The following is a 19608-nucleotide window of genomic DNA, read 5'->3' as shown; positions in this document are numbered from 1 at the left end:
ATGGCTGACGAGGTGCACGTCCACGGCGGCGAGATGCTGGAGTGGACGCACGATTTCGGCAAGCTCGAGAAGCAGTTCGGGGACGACTCCGGCGACATCCTCGACGGCAGCGGCAAGCACGTTCGATACGGGACGAACAGCAAGATCACGGAGTATGTCGATCAGATTCACGATGCGTCGATGGGTGGTGCCGACCTTCCGGAGGTCACGTATCTCGTCCAGACAGCGCGGGCGTACCTGGGCAATCCCAGGGCCGGGGTCGTCGGATACCTGAACGTGGTACGCGACGGCCTGGCGTCGCATCGCAAGATGGTCGAGATCGCGGCGGCCGAGTACGGCAACAACGAGGTATACGGGCAGAAAGAGTTCGACAAGGTCGACGAGTCGATCCTGAAGAAGACAGGAGTCGGCTTCGACCATCCGGGCTACTACGTCAGCACGGTGATCGTGGTGAAGGCGGAGCCGGATGTCGCCGGTCGGAGCACCTTGCCTACCACCGATCCGCCGCCGGCCAGCGATTGGGACCACATCGAGTATCCGCAGGTGCTATGGACCATCTGGGGCGTCAAGGATGAGCCGCTGACTCACCTCGCCACCGGATTCGGGGTGATCGGCACGCATCTGCTGACCTACTCGTCCCGGCTTCAGGATCGGGTGGGTCAGGTGACTCGGCCGAAGGTCTGGGCCGGAGATGCCGCGAAGGCATTCGACGGCGCGTCGGACGAGGCGGCCGCCTCGATGTCGGAGTGGAGCGTCAAGCTTCAGAATCTGACGCAGATGCTGGGCCGGGCGGCCCACTCCATCAGGACGGCCCGGGAGCTGGCCGAACAGGAATTGACCCGGTACCGGAACGACATCGACGATCTGACGAAGATGTGGAACGCGCATATCGAGTACGCGCAGGTGAACGGCTCCTGGATGGGCAAGACCGCACAACAGCTCATGGACAAGTACCGCGATAAGGCACAGGATCGCGAGGACGAGTTCGCGAAGCGGCTTCGGGCGATCGGCAAGGAGATGAGCGAGGGAATCGTCGCCAATTCGTCCTGGCGACCGCTTCCTCAGCCGTACAAGGGATTGATGCTGGAGGCAGTGCTCAAGCCGACCAAGCCGAAGCCGGAGGTGGACGACGAGCGGAAGCCAGGAGCCGGCCCTGGGGCGGGCCCGAACACTCAGCAGAAGCCGAAGAACGGGTTCCAGGAACGCAGCGCCCCCTGGCCGGGCGGCGGCCTGCCGGACGACAAGGAGAACAAGCCGGGCGACAACAAGAACAAGCCCGGTGACAACAAGAACAAGCCGGGCGACGACAAGAACAAGCCGGGCAACAACAAAGGTGGAAAGACTCACGGGGCGAACACCCAGGACCCGAATCCGAACCCGAACGGCAACACCGGTGCCGACACCACCAAGCCGACCGACACTCCCGGGACGACGCCAGGCACCACTCCGGGAGCCACCTCAGGTGCGACTCCCGGTAACTCCGGCGTGACGGGAGTGACCCCGCCGGTGATTCCGACCCTTCCCGGTACCGGGACGACGACCCCCGGCACCGGTACCGGCGTGGTCGTTCCCACGATCCCCACCGTTCCCACGACCGGGGGAGGCACGACGACTCCGAACAACGGCGGCGGCACCCCGGGTACGACGATTCCGATCACGCCGGGCAGCGGCAACGGCACCGATCCGGGGTCCTCGGCCCGGCCAGACTGGTGGGACGACAACCCGTGGAACAACCCCCGTTCCCCGGTGTCCCTCGACGGCCGGAACACGGCCGGCCCCAACGGCGGTGGCGGCGGAGGCGGTGGCAAGAGCACGCCTGTCACGCCCATCGAGCCCATCGAGCCCGGCCCGACTCCGACCACCGACACGCCGATCAACGGCGGCGCCGGTACGCCGATGGAGTCCACTCCGTACCTTCCGCCGATGGGCGGCATGGGGGGTGGGGCCAGTGGTGGCGGCGGAGGCGGCGGCCCGCGTCCGGTACGCCGAGGCGGCCCCAAACTCGTGGACCCCGGAGTCGGCAACGGACCGGCCGCTCTCACCGGGCGTGGCAAGGACGCCAACGCCGACAAGCCCAAGGTCGTGGCGTCCGAGACGGTTGGCTGGACGCAACCGCCGACGCCAGAGGTGACCGAGCAGGAGCCGGCACCCCGCGTTTACGGAACCGCCTGAGGAGTCCGCAGCGCCCGCGCTCAAGTTTCGAGAGCGCGGGCGTAAGCGTAGTCAAGCCAGCACGGTGGCCAGGTCGTCGAAGACGAGCAACTGGAGTTCCTCTGCTGTCGGCACCCGGCGCAACTGCCGCAGCCGCTGGGCCTGCGCCTTGCGCATCCCGTCGAACAGTTTGCGCGCTTCCCGGGCGTTGCCGAAGTTGCGGTCGCGGGTCAGTGCGGAGAAGTAACCGCCGATCGCGGCGAGCAGCTGGGGGTCCAACGTGTACTCGTTGGCCTCGGCCATCGTGTTGAGGATGGCGACCAGCTCGTCCGCCTCGTAGTCCTCGAAGACGATCGTCTTGTTGAACCGGGAGGCCAGACCGGGGTTGGCGTCGAGGAAGTCGTTCATCTCGCCGGTGTATCCGGCGGCGATCACGGCGATCTCGTGCCGGTGGTCCTCCATCAGCTTGACCAGGGTGTCGATCGCCTCCTGGCCGAAGTCGCCACCCGACCCGAAGGTACGCGACAAGGTGTACGCCTCGTCGATGAACAGCACCCCGCCGAGAGCCTTCTCGAACGCGGCCGACGTCTTCTCGGCGGTGTGCCCGAGGTACTGCCCGACGAGGTCGCGCCGGGACACCTCGACGAAGTCACCCCGGGGCAGGATGCCGAGGGCGGCCAGCAACTGGCCGTAGATCCGGGCGACCGTCGTCTTACCGGTACCCGGCGATCCGGCGAAGATCAGGTGGTTGGTGGACTGCGCGACGGACAGGCCGCCGCTGCGCCGCCACTCGTTGACCTGGAGTTCGTCGATGATCCCGTGCACCTCGGCCTTGACGCCGGGCAGCCCGACCAGGGCGTCCAGCTGGCCGAGCAGGTCTTCGGAGCGGGCGACGTCCTGTCGGCCGGCTGCCGCGACGGGCTCGATCTTCGCCGCCGGCGGCCGACCGGCCTCGACGACCTCGACTGTGCTGCCCGGCGCGATCAGGATGCCCGGCGCGGCCGTCTGCTCGGCGACACACCCGGAGATCTGCCCGCCGCAGCCGGCGGCGACGCTGATCCCGACGCCGCCCGTCTCGGTGATCCGGCAGCGGCGCATGATCGGGTTGCTCTGCTGGGCGACGGCGATCCCGATGTCGCCCGTACGCGAGACGCCGCAGTTCTCCAGGGTGGGCCGGGAGTAGTCGTAGATGTAGACGCCGCGGTAACCGGCGTCGCTGACCACACAGTTGCGCAGCACCGGGTCGGCCGAGCGGATCAGGATGCCGTCTGAGACGATCTCCGAGATCGTGCAGTTCGTCATCGTCCCGGCGCACCCGTCGAGCTGTACGCCCAACTGCGCGCCGACGACGCGGCACCGGTCCAGTTCGAACTGGCAGCCGGAGCCGAGGTGCACACCCGTGCCGGAGGCGGCCGACATCTCGCAGTCGAGGATCTTCAGGTCCGTCTGCGTGGCCGCCACCGCGGCGCCCTCCGCGCTGACGATGCGCAGGTGCCGCAGTTCGATCAGACTGCCCCGGGCCTCGATGACCGGCCACAGTGGATCAGCGGCGTAGAGGGTCACGGTGCCCGGCTCGGCCGCGCTGATCAGGACGGTCCGGTTGTCGAGCCGGATGTTCTCGGCGTATTCACCGGGGCTGACGACGATCTGATCACCTGGGCGCGCCATCGACAGGGCGTCCTGGACCCGTGGGTACGCACCCGGCAGGTCCGGCGAGACGTGCAGCGTTTCACTCATGACTTCTTCGTTCCGAATCGGTTCGTGCACACCTGCGCGGACGGGGCGAACTCATCGACGGACAACACCGCGACGACGACGAAACAGTACTCGACCTCGGGATTGAGGGCGTTGACCCGGATCGTGGCCGCGCCCTTCTGCCCATCGGCCAATGTGGTCGGTTCACCGCCGACCGGGCCGCCCACCACGTAGAAGGCCGCCTTGCCCTCGCTGTGGTCGGTGATGGCCAGGGTCACCGCGACCCGTTCGTCCTTGACGGAGGTCACCTGGGGCGCCATCGCCGCGACCTCCGACGCCCGGGGCAGTGCCTCCGGGGAGATCTCGGGGGTCGGCCGGGTGGTGCCTCGGCTGAACGCCACGGCGAGCGCGAAGAGGATGACCGCCGCGCCCAACCCCAGCAGCCAGCGGCGGGCGCTGGAGACGGCCGCGACCGCGGACTTGCGGCGTACGGGGCGGTGCGGGGGCAGTGGGGGAGCGGCGACCGGCGGCTGCTCGATCGAGGCAGCCGGCTCATCGATAAGGGGCGGAGCCGGATCATCCACAACGGACGCCGGCTCTGCGGCCCGCTCGACCAGCGGCTCCGGTGACTCGGCAACTGGTGAGTCCACAGCCGACGTGTCGATGATGTCCACTTGCGACTGCGTACGCACCGCGGTCGGCAATAGCTCGCCACACGTCGGATTCATGCAGTAAGAGCTGTCGCCGTGCTCGGTATGCCCACACTCGACGCAGGTGACTTTGGACATGCGCCTGATTCTGTCACGTCGACCCGGTTCGCGGCGAGGCGCGACAAGATCGCGGGATCACAGTTGGGCGGCGACGAACCAGCCGGTCAGGGCGAGCCAGATGCCCGCGACCGCAGCTCCGGCGACGAGGACGACGACGCCGCCGAGGATGAGGGCGAATCCGATCGCGCGGCCGGTCCGCGCCGCACCCCGCGTCGCCCGGCGAGGGTCGCCGGTCGTCCGCCAGATCCAGGCCCGCAGCAGCCGTCCGCCGTCTGACGACGCCCCGGGGAGCAGCGTTCCGGCGGCCAGCACGAGATTGGCCAAGCCGATGTAGGCGGCCACCGACACGGTCAGGCCGCCCGCGCCCGACAGAGCCAACGCCGCCGTCGCGACGCCGCAGAGACCGCCGAGCCCGAGGCTCGCGAGCGGCCCGGCCGCCGCCGCCACCAACTCCGCCGACGCCGACCCCGATGCCGGAGCTATCGCGTGAGCAAGCTCATGCGCTGCCGCGCACAGCCCGAAGACGGCTAACGTGATCAGCCCGGCGATCAGGTACGCACCCGTTGACCTGCCCGGATGTGCGGCGGGCAGGCGTACGGCGGCGAGCCCGGCGACCAGGATCGCGACGATCAGCAGGACGCCGCTCTCGTCGGCGAACTGCGCGAAGGTGGACCGATGACGCATAACGTCAACCTTCCCTTCGGTGATTTGGTCAAACCCCCTATCGTGATCGGGTGCCGCGCGAGACCAAGAAGAAGAACCAGCCCACTACCGAGCCCACTGCTGGGCCCGGCAAGCCGCAGTACGCCGTCCCCGCGGTCGTCGAGACGCCCGGTCCCCGGTCCGGCCCGCCCGGTCCGCTGGGTCGATGGCTGTTGCAGCACCGGGTGCAGGGCGTCGTCGGGCCGGAGGCGCAGGAGGGGCACGCGGAACCACAGCCGTGGTGGAAGGTCATGTGCCTGACCGGCGTCGACTACTTCTCCACGTTGGCCTATCTGCCCGCCATCGCCGCGCTCGCCGCGGGTGCGCTGTCTCCGCTGGCGACGTTGCTGATCGTGGCGCTGACGCTGCTTGGCATGCTGCCCATGTATCGGCGGGTGGCCAAGGAGAGCCCGCACGGGCAGGGCTCGGTGGCGATGCTGGAAGACCTGCTGCCGTTCTGGCGCGGCAAGGTGTTCGTCCTGGTGCTGCTCGGGTTCGTGGCCACGTCGTGGATCGTCACCATCACGTTGTCGGCCGCCGACGCCTCGGTCCACCTGCTGGAGAACCCGCACGCGCCGAGTTTCCTGCACGGCCACGCCGTCCTGATCACGGTGGTCCTGCTGCTCATCCTCGGTGGCGTGTTCCTGCTCGGGTTCAGCGAGGCGGTCGGGGTGGCCATCCCGCTCGTGGCCGTCTTCCTGGGGCTGAACGCGGTCGTGGTCGTCGTCGGGTTCGCCGAGATCTTCACGACCGGCGGCGCCTGGGCGAACTGGACCGACGCGCTCACCTCCGGTCAGGGCGGCTGGACCGGCGTGATCGGCCCCGCTGTGGTTGCGTTCCCGCTGCTGGTGCTGGGCCTGTCCGGATTCGAGACGGGCGTGAGCATGATGCCGCTGATCGCCGCCACCGGCGAGGACCCCAAGACCCGTCTGCGGTCGCGGATCAAGAACACCCGCAAGCTGCTCACGACGGCCGCGCTGATCATGTCGGTCTATTTGATCGCGACCAGCCTCGTCACCACCATCCTCATCCCGGCGGAGCAGTTCCAGCCCGGCGGGGAGGCCAACGGCCGTGCGCTCGCGTACTTGGCGCACGAGTATCTCGGCGAGGGCTTCGGGACCGTCTACGACATCTCCACGATCCTCATCCTGTGGTTCGCCGGGGCCTCGGCGATGGCCGGGCTCATCAACATCGTGCCGCGCTACCTGCCCTCCTACGGGATGGCGCCGGAGTGGGGGCGTGCGGTCCGCCCGGTGGTCATGGTCTACACCGTCATCTCCGTGGTCATCACCATCGCGTTCGGCGCGGACGTGAACGCGCAGGCCGGCGCCTACGCCACCGGCATCTTGGCCATGATGGTCTCGGGCGCGGTCGCGGTCACCATCTCCGCCGTGCGCTACCGGCAGAAGTGGGCCGCCGCCGGCTTCGCGGTCCTCACGCTCATCCTCTTGTACGCGTTGGGCGAGAACATCCGCCAGAAGCCGGACGGCATCGCCATCTCCGCCCTGTTCATCGCCGGAATCATCGCGGTGTCCCTGATCTCGCGGGTGAGCCGGACGACGGAGTTGCGGGCGGACCGTATCGAGTTCGACGACCGCGCGCGGCGGTTCGTCACCGAGTCGCTGGAGCACGACGGGGCGCTGAACCTGATCGCCAACCGCCGCCAGGCGGGCGACGTCGCCGAGTACGACGAGAAGGAGTCCGAGCAGCGGGGGATGAACCCGGTGCCGGGCCGGGCCGACGTGCTCTTCCTGGAGATCGACATCGTGGACCCGTCGAAGTTCAGCGACGTCCTGCGGGTGCACGGTGTCGAGATCGGCGGCCACCGGATCCTGCGGGCGCAGAGCCCGGCCGCGCCCAACGCGATCGCGGCGATCCTGCTGGCCCTGCGCGATCAGACCGGCGTACGCCCGCACTGCTATTTCGAGTGGTCGGAGGGCGCTCCGCTGGCGCACCTGTTCCGATACCTCATCCTGGGCCGGGGCGACACCCCGCCGGTGGTCCGCGAGATCATCCGTCGGCTCGAGCCCGATCCGGCCCAACGTCCGGGCATCCACGTCGGCGGCTAATCTGGCGATCATGATCGAACGCAGCATGACCGACCGCAGCACCGCCCGCCGGTTGGCCGCCGAATCGGTGGCCGCCGGGGAGCCGACTGCCTGGTTCGAGACGCTGTACGCCGCCGCCGAGCAGGGCGAGGCTGTCGTGCCGTGGGCCGACCTGGAGCCGAACCCGCTGTTGGTCCGCTGGGCGGCCGGTCGGGCGACGGCGACGGGCCGTGCGGTCGTCATCGGCTGCGGGCTGGGCGACGACGCGGAGTTCCTCGCCGGGCTGGGCTACGACGTGGTCGCCTTCGACGTGGCCCCGACCGCCGTCGCGGCGGCCCGCCGCCGATTCCCGTCGTCCAGGGTGGACTATCGGGTCGCGGACCTGCTCGACCTGCCGCCGGACTGGCTCGGCGGATTCGACGTGGTGCTCGAGGTCTACACCGTGCAGGTGCTGCTGGGCGAGGCTCGGCGTACGGCGATCGCGAACAGCGCCGCCCTCACCGGTGCGGGCGGCACACTGCTCGTGCTGGCCCGCGCCCGCGACGACGACGGCGACCCCGGCCAGATGCCCTGGCCGCTGACCCGGGCAGAGGTCGCCGCCTTCGCGACGGGCGGCCTGGTCGCGTCCGCCGTCGACGAGGTGCTGGACGACGAGGACCCACCCGTACGCCGCTGGGTCGCCGAGTTCCACCGCCCCTAGAGGTGACGGGTGAACCAGTCGGCGGCGAGTTCGGCGACCTGGTGGAGGGCGCCGGGCTCCTCGAACAGGTGCGTCGCGCCGGGCACGATCGCCAGTCGCGACTGCGGTAGCAGCCCGGCCGCCTGCCGGTTGAGGTCGAGTACCTGCGGATCGTCGCCGCCCACGATGAGCAGCGTCGGCGACGGCACGAGCGGCAGATAGGGCCCGGCCAGGTCGGGCCGCCCGCCCCGGGAGACCACGGCGGCCACCTCCATCCCGGGTTCCGCCGCCGTGATGAGAGCGGCGGCCGCCCCGGTGCTGGCCCCGAACAGGCCCAGCCGCACGGGTGCCAGTGCGGGCTCTTCGCGTACCCATAGGCAAGCGGTCTGGAGCCTCGCGGCCAGCAACGGGATGTCGAAGCGGGACCGCTCCTCGATCTCCTCCGCCACGGTGAGCAGGTCGAGCAGCAGCGTGGCGTGGCCGCGGTCCTGGAGCAGGTCCGCGACCTGGCGATTGCGCGGGCTGTGCCGGGAGCTGCCGCTGCCGTGCGCGAACACGACCAGGCCCCGGGGGTCGTCCGGGACGGTGAGGGTGGCGGCCACCTCGCCCTGCCCGGTGGGCAGAGGGATCGCGACATCTTCGGTCATCTCGTCCCCTTTCCCCGGGGATCGGTATCGCAATCGATTAGTTGACTCTAATTAGTCAGGACTGAATAATAGGTTCATGGCGAAGAGGCGGAAGGTCGGCAACCTGCTGGCGCTGGCGGTGCTGTCCTACCTGACGCAGGGTCCGACGCATCCCTACGACCTGGGGCGGACGCTGCGCGCGCACGGCGACGACCGGAGCATCAAATTCACCCACGGCTCGCTCTACATGGTGTTTCAGCAGCTGGAGAAGGCCGGTTTCGTGGCGCCGGTGGAGACCGGCCGGGCGGGACTGCGCCCCGAACGCACCGTGTACGCGATGACCGACGCCGGTCGGCGCGAGCTGCGCGACTGGCTGCGGGAGCTGGTGGCCGAGCCGGAGCACGAGTACCCGCGCTTCGTGACGGCGCTGTCGCTGATCGGCGCGCTGCCGCCGGACGAGGTCGCCGCGTTGCTGCGTACGCGGCTCGACCGGCTGACGGCGCACCACGCTTCGTCGCGCCAGGAGATCGACAAAGCGCTCGCGGGGGACGTGCATCCGCTGTTCCTCGTCGAGGAGGAGTACCGCCTCGCCCTGCTCGACACCGAGATCCGCTTCGTCCGCGACCTCCTCGGCAAGATCGCCGAGTGGCACTCCGCCTGGTCAGCGGCGGTTTCTGGAGGGCAATCATGATCACGCGCACGACCACCGCGCCCGACGGCGCGACGCTCGGCTGGTACTCCGTGGGCACCGGCCCGGGGCTGCTCATCCTGCACGGCGCGATGGAGTCCGCGGTCAGCCACCGGGAGCTGGCCGAGGCGTTGAGCGACCGGTTCACCGTGCACCTGCTCGACCGGCGAGGCCGGGGGCTGAGCGGCGCGTACGGTTCGTCGCCGGAGGTGGAGGACGTCCGCGCGGTGCTGTCGGCGACGGGGGCGCAGAACGTCTTCGGCGTCAGTTCCGGCGCGATCCTCACCCTGCAGGCTGCCTCATCCATCAAGAAAGCGGCGATCTTCGAGCCGCCGCTGTTCGCCTCGTCCGCCCGTCCGGTGGCGGCGCTGGGCCAGCTGGATGCCTCGCTGGCGGCGGGCGACGTCCTCGACGCGCTCGTGACGGGCATGATCTTCGCCGAGATGGGGCCTGCCTTCCTGCGACGTCTGCCGCGACCGGTGCTGCGCCGGCTCACCGCGTTGGGCCTCCGTGCGGATGCTCGCCGGACGGGTGTCGACGGCTACGTGCCGATGGGTGAACTGGGCCCGTTGCTGCATTACGACTTCACCCTGTCCGCCGAGGCCAGCGGCCCGTTCGACCAGTACGCCGGGATCACCGCCGACGTGCTCCTGCTGAACGGGACGCGGAGTCCGGCGTACCTGCGGGAGTCGGTCGTCTCGCTGGCCCAGGTGCTGCCGTCGGCTCGGCACGTCCAGATGGACGGGCTCGATCATGGGGCTGCCGGGAACGCTTCTCAGCGCGGCAAGCCCGCAGTGGTCGCGTCCATCTTGCGCGATTTCTTCGCTTAGTCCGTTGTGGTCTGGGTGATCTTGAATGGTTTCCGTCGCCCGGGCGACGTTTTCCGTTCAAGATCACCAGCGCACTTGTTGATCTAGTCGGTAAAGGGTGGCCAGGACCGCCCGTTCTCGCCTAGATCAACAAGGGGGAGGTGGGGCGAGCCCACACCTCGGCCGCCGCCGGAGTGGCGGGTCGAGCCACTGTTAACGACGCCGGGCGGGGGCGAGCATGGCTGACATGTTGGTCTCCGCCCACGGCATCGAGCAGAACCTCCTGGTACGCGGCCCGCTCGACGGCCTGCCCGTCCTGTTGGTGCACGGCAACTGCTCGTCGGCGGCGTACTGGGCGCCGCTGTTGCGGCATCTTCCGGAGGAGTGGCGGATCGTCGCCCCGGATCTGCGTGGCTACGGCGACACCGAGACCGCCCCGGTGGACGCCACCAGGGGACTCCGTGACTTCTCCGACGATCTGGCGGCGCTGCTCGACGCGCTCGGCATGGGCCCCGCGGTGGTGGTGGGTCACTCGATGGGCGGTGGCATCGCCACTCAGCTTCTGATCGATCACCCCGAGCGGGTCACGGCGCTCGTCCTGGAGTCGCCGCTGTCGCCGTACGGGTTCGGCGCGGGCGGGGCGGGCGCGGTGAACCCCGCCTTCGTCGCCGCGCTGGCGGCCGGCGACCGGTCCGGCGACACCCCGACCAGCCCCCGGGCGGTGTTGCGTACCTGCTATGTGGCCGACCCGGCGTCCCTCGGCGACGACGAGGAGGCGTTGCTCGACACGGTGCTGTCGACGGCGGTCGGCGAGGACAACTATCCGGGCGACTCCGTGCCCGCCGAGGGGTGGCCGGGCGTACGCGCCGGGACCAGGGGCGTGGCGAACGCGATGGACCCCGGGCACCACAACGTCGCCGACGCCTTGGTCGCCCTCGAAGCCAAGCCCCCGATCGCCTGGGTACGCGGCGACAAGGACGTGATCGTGTCGGACACGTCCGCTTTCGATCTCGCGTACCTGGGGAAACTCGGCGTGGTGCCCGGCTGGCCGGGCGAGCGGGACGCGCCCCCACAGCCGATGGTGAGCCAGACGCGGGAGGTGCTGGACCGCTACGCGGCTGCCGGCGGCCAATACCGGGAGATCACGTTCGCCGGTGTGGGACACAGCCCGCACATCGAGCGGCCGGAGGAATTCGCGGCGATCCTCCGGGAGCACGTCCGCTGACGCGGCGCGAAGTGTGATCATGTCCGGGTGGGGTTCGTCCGGGTAAGGGGAGCGCGCGAGCACAACCTGCGCGGTGTCGACGTCGAGTTCCCGCGTGACGAGCTGGTCGTCGTCACCGGAGTCTCCGGCTCGGGCAAGTCGTCGCTGGCGTTCGGCACCGTCTACGCCGAGGCCCAGCGTCGCTACCTGGAGTCGGTCTCGCCGTACGCCCGCCGCCTGCTCAACCAGGTGGGCGCGCCGAAGGTGGACGAGATCACCGGGTTGCCTCCGGCGGTCGCGCTCGGCCAGCAGCGGGCGGTGCCGGGGTCGCGGTCGTCGGTCGGCACGGTCACCACCCTGTCGAACCTGTTGCGCATGCTCTATTCCCGCGCCGGCGACTATCCGCCCGAAGCGCCGCGCGTCGACTCGGACGCGTTCTCGCCGAACACCCCGGCCGGAGCCTGCCCCGAATGTCAGGGCCAGGGCCTGCTGCACCGGGTCACCGAGGAATCGCTCGTGCCCGACCCCTCGCTGTCCATTCGCGACCGGGCCATCGCCGCATGGCCGGGAGCGTGGCTGGGCAAGAACTTCCGCGACATCCTCGTCACCCTCGGGTACGACGTGGACCGTCCGTGGTCGCAACTGTCACAACAGGACCGCGACTGGATCCTGTTCACCGACGAGCAACCGGTCGTCACCGTCCACCCGGAACGCGAGGTGGGCCGGATCCAGCGGCCGTACCAGGGGCGCTATCAGAGCGCCGAACGCTATGTGCTGCACACCTTCGCGACGTCGAAGAGCCTGCCGATCCGGCAGCGGATGCGGCGCTTTCTGCGTACGTCGCCGTGCCCGGTCTGCCAGGGCCGCCGGTTGCGGCCCTCGTCACTCGCGGTCGCGTACGCCGGACTGTCCATAGCCGACATGGCAGCGCTACCGCTGCGGGACCTCGGCGGCGTGCTGCGCGACCGACCGCCGACCGAGGGACCCGCCGCGACGATCGTCCCCGACCTGCTCGCCCGGATCGACCTCCTCGTCGAACTCGGCCTCGGCTACCTCAGCGTCGACCGCGCCACGCCCACCCTCTCGGCCGGCGAACTGCAACGCCTCCGGCTCGCGACTCAGCTGCGCTCGGGCCTGTTCGGCGTGGTCTACGTGCTGGACGAACCGTCCGCCGGACTGCACCCGGCCGACACCGAACCCCTGCTCACACTGCTCGCGCGGCTCCGGGCCGCGGGCAACTCGCTCCTGCTCGTCGAACACGATCTCCAAGTGATACGCACAGCGGCGTGGCTGATCGACGTCGGTCCCGGCGCCGGAGGCCACGGCGGCGAGGTTCTCTACAGCGGTCCCGTCGACGGGCTGGCTGCGGTCGAGGGGTCGGCCACGGCCCGGTTCCTCTTCGGCAGTCAGTCGGTCGTGGATACTCCACCCCGGAAGCCGAGCGGCTGGCTGGAACTTTCCGGCGTCGACCGGCACAACCTGCGCGACCTGACCGCGGCGTTCCCGCTCGGCGTGTTCACCGCCGTCACCGGGGTTTCCGGCTCCGGCAAGTCCACGTTGGTCAGTCAGGTGCTCGCCGACGTCGTCGCCGCGTCGCTGCGCTCGGACACCGACGAGGCAGACGTTGCCGAGGACGACGACTCGCTGGAAGAGTCGGTCGACGCGTCCGTCGGCGTCACCGCGGCCGGCGTCGAGCAGCTCGACCGGCTCGTCCGGGTCGACCAGCGGCCGATCGGGCGTACGCCCCGGTCGAACCTGGCCACCTACACCGGCCTGTTCGACGCCGTACGCAAAGTGTTCGCCGGTACGCCGCTGGCCAAGGAACGCGGCTACACCGCCGGCCGGTTCTCCTTCAACGTCGCCGGGGGCCGGTGCGAGACCTGCCAGGGCGAGGGCTTCGTCGCCGTCGAGCTGCTCTTCCTGCCCGGGACCTATCAGCCGTGCCCGACCTGCCGTGGCGCCCGATACAACGCGGAGACGCTGGAGGTCACCTACCGCGACCGGACCATCGCCGACGTCCTCGACCTCACCGTGGACGACGCGGCGGAGTTCTTGGCCGACGTGCCCGCCGCGGCGCGGAGTCTTCGCGTACTCCGGGATGTGGGGCTGGGCTATCTCCACTTGGGGCAGCCCGCGACGGAGTTGTCCGGCGGCGAGGCCCAGCGGATCAAACTCGCCGCCGAACTCCAGCGCGGCCGTCGTGGCCGGACGCTGTACCTGCTCGACGAGCCCACGACCGGACTGCACCCGGCCGACGTCGAAGTCCTCACGCGACAGCTGCACGGTCTGGTCGACCAGGGCCACACGGTGATCGTCGTCGAGCACGACCTCGCCGTGATCGCCGGCGCGGACTGGGTTCTCGACCTCGGCCCCGGTGGCGGCTCCGACGGCGGCCGCATCGTCGCCGCCGGTCCACCGGCCGAGGTCGCCACCGCACCCGGCAGCCGCACCGCCCCCTACCTCGCCGCCTACCTCGCCGCCCGCTGACCCATCTCCGCTCTCGCGTCCGCTCACCCCTTCCGCCCGTTGATCATGGAGTTTCCGGTGGTGACACACCGTCGAAACCACTGTTGACTCCATGATCAACGGGGAGAGGGTGGGGTCAGCCGACTTCGAGGTAGTCGAGGTTCGCCGGGCCGGTCGAGGTCGTCCCGGCCACCCGGATGGTGTTCGCGCCCGCCACGAGGGTCACCGTCAGTGAGACGTCGGCCCAGGTATCCCAGTCGGTCGTGACCGGGAACGCCCGCCCGGCCGCGACCACCGTTCCGTTGACCGAGACGTCGGCCGGCCGGTTGGCGGTGGTGCCGTTCGAGTAGCGCACCGAGACGGTGTAGCTGCCTGCCGCAGGCACGCTGATCGTCCACTGGGTGTAGCTGCCGACCACGTTGTCGCAGTTCACGAAGCCGGTGCCGGAGTAGTTGAGGTGGTTGGCCTCGACGACCCCCTGGGAGATCGTCGCGTTCTCCGCCTCGTAGCGCGTCTTCGGGGCCAGCGGTGTCACGTCCAGATAGTCGGCGTTCGGTCCGCCGTTGGCCGTGGTCGCCGTCGCACGTACCTTGTGGATGCCGGGCGCGAGGCTGACCGTGAACGACTTCGTCGCCCACGTGTCCCAGTTCCCCGTCGCCGCGAACGACGTGCCGGCGGCCACCGTGGCTCCGTCGACCGTGATCGTCATCGGCCGGTCCGTGGTGGTGCCGTTGGCGTACCGCAGATCCAGGCGTGCGGAGGTCGCCGTCGCGGCGCTGACGGTCCACTCCACGTAGCTGCCGGTGAGGTTGTCGTAGTTCACGAACCCGGTGCCGGAGTAGTTGAGATGGTTGGCCTCGACGACGCCCTGGGAGATCGTCGCGCTCTCCGCCTCGTAGCGCGTCGGACCTGACGGGGCCGCCGGCGTCGTCACGCTGATCGCGGTGCTCGTCGCCGAACTCAACCCGGCCGCGTCGTACGCCTTCACCGTGTACGCGTACGTGGTCTCCGGTTGCAGCGGGGCGTCGGTGAAGCACGTCGTCGGCGGCGTCACCGAGCCGGCCTTCACCCCGTCGCGGAAGACGTCGTATCGCACCACGCCCACGTTGTCGGTGCTGGCGTCCCAGCACACGGTCACGCTGCTCGCCGAGACCGCCGTCGTCCGGAGGTTGCCCGGAACGGTCGGGGGACTGGTGTCGGGCTCGCCCGAGCCGGCCGGGACAGTCTGCGTACCGGTGTTCCACCCGGTGACACGCACGCTCGGCGCGCTGCCGCGCAGGTCGGCGGTGCGGTAGGCGGCGGTCAGGGTGGTGGATTCGCCGGGCCATAGGCTGACGGCGTTGTCGTTCCACCGGATCGGCAGCACCGGCGTGCCCGCCGCGTCGACGACGTGCGCGTCGAGGTAGAACGCCGGGATCAGCCCGGTGCCGGTGTTCCGTAGGGTGACCGTCGTGGTGGAGGTGCCGTCACCGGCGGCGACGGTCGACGCCGAGGCGGACACGGTCGTGCTCGCCAGCGAGGTCAGCCCCTTGAGGTTGGCGTAGCTCGACGTCGGCACGTAGTACCAGTCGTTGCCCGCCCAGTCGATCACGTCGTCCGAGGTGGACAGCCAGTACACGTTCCGGCTGACCTCGGTTCCACTCCCGTCCCGCAGTGTCAGTTTCACGAGGTAGGTGCCGGAAAGACCGCTGATCGCCGGGATGGTGAGCGCGGTGGTCCGGCCGCCGTCTCCAGCGACCGTTATCGATGTCGCGGTCTGGGTGAACTTCTGAGTGCCGTCGAGGTTGTAGACCGCGGCGGTGACGCTCAGCCCGCTCGCGGCGGCGACGCGGGAGTTCACCACCACGACCGACTTGGTGTCGTAGGAGTACTGCACATGCAGGGGTTCGTTGGCCTTCTTCGCCCCGTAGTACGCGCCGTTCTGGTCGAAGTAGCGGTCGAACAACTGCCAGTGCAGGGAGGTCCAGCCGCTATTGAGCATCCAGTACACGACACCGGTCGAGGGGTTCGAGGAATCCTTGAAGTTCCGCCCGTACGCCTCGAACTGCGCCCGGACGTTCTCGTACTGCTGAAGCTGGGCCTTACGGACGTAGTCGTCCAGGCTGGTCGGCGTACCGTAGCGACCGATCATGGCGTTGTTGAAGATGCCGAGGTCGTCGAAGGTGCTCGACGGCGACCGGTGGTATTGGGTCGCGGTCGGGTTCTGCCAGAGGGTCGCCAGCTCCGAAGCCGACATCATGCGGCGTAACGTGTCCAGTGTGGGCACGTCCGGACCGGCGCTGGTCTCGGAATTGAACCCGAACGCACCGCCCTCCCGCTTGTTGTACCAGTAGTTCGGCGGCACCCACTCGTACGGGCCGGGCATCTTCATCCCCGAGGCGCCGGTGATCGGCGACGACCGATCGGCGGCGGCGGCGATGATCGGAGTCGGCCAGTCCGCCGCCCGCAACGCGTCCACGTAGGGCGTCTCCTTGGCGGCCGGGGGCGCGGCGTCGCTGCCGATCAGGAACGAGATGACGCTCGGGTGATCACGCAGCCGGATCGCCTCGGCGCTCATCGACGCCTTGGCGACGGCGTAGTCGGCTGACGTCCAGGACCCGGCCTCCCACTTGTTGCAGCACTCCCATCCCGGCAGCACGAGCATGCCCATCTCGTCGGCCAGGTCGAAGAACTCGTCCGGTTCGAGGTGCCCCTCGAGGCGGATCGTGTTCAGGCCGAGGTCGAGCGCGTACCGGATCTTGTCCTGAACGAAGACCGGGTCCCAGCGCAGGAAGACGTCGGGCGACCAGCCACCGCCCCGGATGAGCAGCGGATGACCGTTGATCTTGTACGCCCGATGCCCGCCGGCGTCCAGCGTCCCGCTTACCGTGCGCACGCCGAATCGGGAGGTGGCGGTGTCGGTGACCGCCCCGCCGGCCGACGCCGACACGGTCAGGTCGTAAAGCGGTTGTGCGCCCATGCCGGCGGGCCACCAGATGCGCGGTGACGTCAGTGTGACCGGGCTGAACGTGACCGTCTTGGACTCGTGGGCCGCCAACGCGACCGAGCTGCCGACCGTCATCCCGGCCACGGTCGCCGAGAGGGTGGCGGTCACCGCGGCGCCGGTGTCGTTGCGGGCGTCCACCTTGGCGGTCAGCGTCGCCGCGTCCAGCCCGCTGGTCACGCTGGTCAGTACGTGTGCGCCGCGCAACGACACCGAGCCCGCGCGCTTGATCCGGACGTCCCGGAAGATGCCCATGTTGCGGTCGGGCGGGTTCTGCAGCCAGTCGATCCACCCCGTCGTGAGGTCGTTCGACGCGTTGTTCGGCGAGATCCGGAAGGCGACGGCGTTGGCGCCCGCGCGGGCCTGGGCCGTCACGTCCAGTTCGAAGCGTGGGTATGCCCCGGCGACCTGACTGTTCGTGGCGACCTGGACGCCGTTGACGAAGACGTCGGCCCGCGACATGACGCCGGAGAAGTCCAGATAGGTGCGTACGCCCGGCTCGTCGGCCAGGGTGAACTCCGAGCGGAACCACCACGGCACGGTGAAGTCGGTGGCGGGGATGTTCTTCATGTTCGTCGAGTAGAAGGGGTCGGCGTAGATCCCGCTCTGGAGCAGTGCGCCGAGCACGGTCGACCTCGGCGCGGCGGCGTACCACCCGGATGCCGGGTAGCCGGGCTGGGAGACGGTCGCGCCGGTGTCCGAGGTCTTGGCGGTGGACTGTATGCGATAGCCGGTCAGCACGGTGCTCGTCCCGATGCTGAACGGGGTGATGACCGCCACGGCCGGTGGTGCCACGATCGCTGGGGTCGCGGCGGCCAGGGTGAGCGCCATGGCCGCCGCGGTGGCTCGGAGGAGCTGCAGGGCCTTCATCGTGCCTCCCGAGGAGGAATCGGTTAGTTAGATTGCCTAACAGATTCGCCATCCCCTTGGACGCCTGTCAACCATTTGGATGTGCCGATCGGATACGGCGATGTCGGGGAGCGGGGGCGACGGTAGGGTGCCCAGTGTGGATCTTCTTCTCGTGGAGGAGCGGCGGGCGGTCGTCGCGTACTGCCGACGGATGGTGGCCGACGGGCTCGTGGTGGGCACCTCGGGCAACATCTCGGCCCGGCGGGGCGAGCTGATCGCGGTGACCCCGAGCGGGCTGGCGTACGAGGAACTGACGCCGGAACTGGTCGGCGTGCACCGCCTCGACGGCACCCCGGTCGACGCCCCGCTGCCGCCGACCACGGAACTGCCGACGCATCTGGCGGCGTACCGGGCCACGGGCGGCAACGCCGTGGTGCACACCCATTCGACGGCCGCAACGGCCGTCGCGACGCTGGTCGACGAGCTGCCGTCGGTGCACTACCTCGTGGCCCTGTTCGGCGGGCCGATCCGGGTCGCCCGGTACGCCACCTACGGCACCGACGACCTGGCCGACTCGGTGACCGAGGCGCTGACCGGGCGGACCGGCTGCCTGCTGGGCAACCACGGGACCATCGCGGTCGGCGACACCCTGGCCAAGGCGTACGCCAAAGCGCAGTATCTCGAATGGCTCTGCGACGTGTGGCTGCGCGCCAAGGCCGCCGGCGAGCCCCGGGTGCTGGACGCGGCCGAGATCGACCGCGTCAGCCGGAAACTCGCGTCCTACGGGGCGACCGTCCCGGACGCCAGGGGAGACGTCACGGGAGCGGACACCAGGGGAGACGTCACGGAAGCGGACGCCAGGGGAGACGTCACGGAAGCGGACGCCACACCCGATCCTCGGTGACGATCGCCGTCACCAGGTCGGCCGGGGTCACGTCGAAGGCCGGGTTGAACGCGCCCGCTCCGGGCGGAGCGATCGGCACTCCGGCGTAGTGCGTGACCTCCGCCGGATCGCGCTGTTCGATCGGGATGGCCGAGCCGTCGGCGATCGCCTCGTCGACGGTGGACTCCGGCGCGACGACGATGAACGGAACGCCGTGCCGGGCGGCGGCCAGCGCGACGGCGTACGTGCCGATCTTGTTGGCGACGTCGCCGTTGGCGGCGATCCGGTCGGCCCCGACGACGACGCAGTCCACCAGGCCCTGGGCCATCGCGGTCGCGGCGGCGGAGTCCGGGCAGATCCGATAGGGCACGTTCATCTCGGCCAGCTCGTACGCGGTCAGCCGCGCCCCCTGCAGCAGCGGCCGGGTCTCGTCGGCGAGCACCTCGCCGACCTCGCCCGCGGCGGCCAGGTGGCGCACGACGCCCAGCGCCGAACCCCAGCCGACGGTGGCGAGCCGACCGGCGTTGCAGTGCGTCAGCAGCCGCAGCGGCCGCCGCTCGCACACCTCTCGCACCAGTTCAGCGGCGCGTCCGGAAGCGTCGTGATTGGCCTTGATGTCCGCTTCCAGCACGGCGAGCGCTTCGGCGAGGACGGCGTCGGGTCCCTCGGCCAAGCGGCTCAGCGCCCGATTCACGCCCCATCGGAGGTTCACCGCGGTCGGCCGAGCGGAGGCGAGGCGTTCGGCCTCTAGGCGTACGACTTGGGCGTCGTGATCCCGCGCGAGCAGCGCGACGCCGAGGGCGCCCGCGCCACCGAGAGCCGGCGCGCCCCTGATCGCGAGCCGGGAGATGGCGTCGATGAGCGAGTCCACGTCGCGCAGCCGGAGCACCCGGTACGCCTGCGGCAGCGCGGTCTGGTCCACGGTGACGACGGCTTCGCCGTCCCAGTCGATGGTGCGGTCCACAGGGGTAAACCTAGCCGATTCGCAAATCGCCGGTAGCGTGCCAAAACGGTACGTAAGCTTCTTACTAACAGAGTCCTCGGGTCGGAGGGGG

Annotated in this window: 14 protein-coding genes; 8 read left to right on the top strand and 6 right to left on the bottom strand. The window is 69.8% G+C overall.

Going from position 1 to position 19608, the window contains the following annotated elements:
• Positions 1-2172: a WXG100 family type VII secretion target gene (locus HDA40_RS41445; protein WP_275978223.1), complete on the top strand. Its 2172-nt coding sequence runs from the start codon at positions 1-3 to the stop codon at positions 2170-2172.
• Between the two features lie 51 nt (positions 2173-2223).
• Here the strand turns inward: HDA40_RS41445 and HDA40_RS11855 are convergent, their stop codons facing one another.
• The 3 genes from HDA40_RS11855 to HDA40_RS11845 are packed head-to-tail and all read right to left on the bottom strand — an operon-like array spanning position 2224 to position 5300.
• Positions 2224-3888 (bottom strand): right-handed parallel beta-helix repeat-containing protein, encoded by a 1665-nt coding sequence (locus HDA40_RS11855; RefSeq protein ID WP_253754960.1) that lies wholly within the window; start codon positions 3886-3888, stop codon positions 2224-2226.
• Complete coding sequence (locus HDA40_RS11850) at positions 3885-4634, bottom strand: hypothetical protein (RefSeq protein ID WP_253754958.1); 750 nt, start codon at positions 4632-4634, stop codon at positions 3885-3887. The genes HDA40_RS11855 and HDA40_RS11850 overlap by 4 nt, the downstream gene beginning before the upstream one ends.
• A gap of 57 nt (positions 4635-4691) precedes the next feature.
• The gene (locus HDA40_RS11845; RefSeq protein WP_253754957.1) at positions 4692-5300 is read right to left on the bottom strand and encodes a zinc metalloprotease; all 609 of its coding nucleotides are present in this window, start codon (positions 5298-5300) and stop codon (positions 4692-4694) included.
• A gap of 176 nt (positions 5301-5476) precedes the next feature.
• On the opposite strand from HDA40_RS11845, the gene HDA40_RS11840 reads away from it, so the two are divergent.
• Positions 5477-7387 carry an APC family permease gene (locus HDA40_RS11840; protein WP_253763612.1) on the top strand — a complete coding sequence of 637 codons (1911 nt, stop codon included), beginning with the start codon at positions 5477-5479 and terminating at the stop codon, positions 7385-7387.
• A gap of 10 nt (positions 7388-7397) precedes the next feature.
• Positions 7398-8066, top strand: a complete 669-nt coding sequence (locus tag HDA40_RS11835; RefSeq protein ID WP_253754955.1) for a class I SAM-dependent methyltransferase — start codon at positions 7398-7400, stop codon at positions 8064-8066.
• Here the strand turns inward: HDA40_RS11835 and HDA40_RS11830 are convergent.
• Complete coding sequence (locus tag HDA40_RS11830) at positions 8063-8692, bottom strand: dienelactone hydrolase family protein (protein WP_253754953.1); 630 nt, start codon at positions 8690-8692, stop codon at positions 8063-8065. The genes HDA40_RS11835 and HDA40_RS11830 overlap by 4 nt on opposite strands.
• Positions 8693-8768: 76 nt before the next feature.
• Between HDA40_RS11830 and HDA40_RS11825 the strand changes: the two genes are divergently transcribed.
• The 4 genes from HDA40_RS11825 (at position 8769) to uvrA (ending at position 13859) form a co-directional block, all read left to right on the top strand.
• Positions 8769-9362 carry a PadR family transcriptional regulator gene (locus HDA40_RS11825; protein WP_253754952.1) on the top strand — a complete coding sequence of 198 codons (594 nt, stop codon included), beginning with the start codon at positions 8769-8771 and terminating at the stop codon, positions 9360-9362.
• Positions 9359-10189: an alpha/beta fold hydrolase gene (locus tag HDA40_RS11820; RefSeq protein WP_253754950.1), complete on the top strand. Its 831-nt coding sequence runs from the start codon at positions 9359-9361 to the stop codon at positions 10187-10189. Before HDA40_RS11825 ends, HDA40_RS11820 begins: the two co-directional genes overlap by 4 nt.
• 217 nt (positions 10190-10406) lie before the next feature.
• The gene (locus HDA40_RS11815) at positions 10407-11393 is read left to right on the top strand and encodes an alpha/beta fold hydrolase (RefSeq protein ID WP_253754948.1); all 987 of its coding nucleotides are present in this window, start codon (positions 10407-10409) and stop codon (positions 11391-11393) included.
• A 27-nt stretch (positions 11394-11420) separates the two neighbouring features.
• Entirely contained in the window at positions 11421-13859 is a 2439-nt protein-coding gene (gene uvrA, locus HDA40_RS11810) for an excinuclease ABC subunit UvrA (protein WP_308197693.1), read from the top strand.
• 115 nt (positions 13860-13974) lie between these two features.
• On the opposite strand, the gene HDA40_RS11805 is transcribed toward uvrA, so the two are convergent.
• Positions 13975-17691, bottom strand: a complete 3717-nt coding sequence (locus HDA40_RS11805) for a carbohydrate-binding protein (protein ID WP_253754946.1) — start codon at positions 17689-17691, stop codon at positions 13975-13977.
• 136 nt (positions 17692-17827) lie between these two features.
• Between HDA40_RS11805 and HDA40_RS11800 the strand changes: the two genes are divergently transcribed.
• On the top strand, positions 17828-18574 hold the full coding sequence (locus HDA40_RS11800; RefSeq protein WP_253754944.1) for a class II aldolase/adducin family protein: 747 nt from the start codon (positions 17828-17830) through the stop codon (positions 18572-18574).
• Here the strand turns inward: HDA40_RS11800 and mtnA are convergent.
• Positions 18540-19517 (bottom strand): S-methyl-5-thioribose-1-phosphate isomerase, encoded by a 978-nt coding sequence (mtnA, locus tag HDA40_RS11795; RefSeq protein ID WP_253754943.1) that lies wholly within the window; start codon positions 19515-19517, stop codon positions 18540-18542. The genes HDA40_RS11800 and mtnA overlap by 35 nt on opposite strands.
• Positions 19518-19608 lie beyond the last annotated feature (91 nt).

The sequence above is a fragment of the Hamadaea flava genome, from assembly GCF_024172085.1.
In the GTDB taxonomy this organism is placed as follows: domain Bacteria; phylum Actinomycetota; class Actinomycetes; order Mycobacteriales; family Micromonosporaceae; genus Hamadaea; species Hamadaea flava.
Note: the sequence above shows the minus strand (reverse complement) of the source record. Positions and strands in the feature narration are given on the sequence as shown.

Bases quoted from the DNA above. Each gene is read 5' to 3' on its own strand.
- HDA40_RS41445 (WP_275978223.1), top strand. From the start codon at position 1: ATGGCTGACGAGGTGCACGTCCACGGCGGCGAGATGCTGGAGTGGACG.
- HDA40_RS11855 (WP_253754960.1), bottom strand. From the start codon at position 3,888: ATGAGTGAAACGCTGCACGTCTCGCCGGACCTGCCGGGTGCGTACCCA.
- HDA40_RS11850 (WP_253754958.1), bottom strand. From the start codon at position 4,634: ATGTCCAAAGTCACCTGCGTCGAGTGTGGGCATACCGAGCACGGCGAC.
- HDA40_RS11845 (WP_253754957.1), bottom strand. From the start codon at position 5,300: ATGCGTCATCGGTCCACCTTCGCGCAGTTCGCCGACGAGAGCGGCGTC.
- HDA40_RS11835 (WP_253754955.1), top strand. From the start codon at position 7,398: ATGATCGAACGCAGCATGACCGACCGCAGCACCGCCCGCCGGTTGGCC.
- HDA40_RS11830 (WP_253754953.1), bottom strand. From the start codon at position 8,692: ATGACCGAAGATGTCGCGATCCCTCTGCCCACCGGGCAGGGCGAGGTG.
- HDA40_RS11825 (WP_253754952.1), top strand. From the start codon at position 8,769: ATGGCGAAGAGGCGGAAGGTCGGCAACCTGCTGGCGCTGGCGGTGCTG.
- HDA40_RS11820 (WP_253754950.1), top strand. From the start codon at position 9,359: ATGATCACGCGCACGACCACCGCGCCCGACGGCGCGACGCTCGGCTGG.
- HDA40_RS11815 (WP_253754948.1), top strand. From the start codon at position 10,407: ATGGCTGACATGTTGGTCTCCGCCCACGGCATCGAGCAGAACCTCCTG.
- HDA40_RS11805 (WP_253754946.1), bottom strand. From the start codon at position 17,691: ATGAAGGCCCTGCAGCTCCTCCGAGCCACCGCGGCGGCCATGGCGCTC.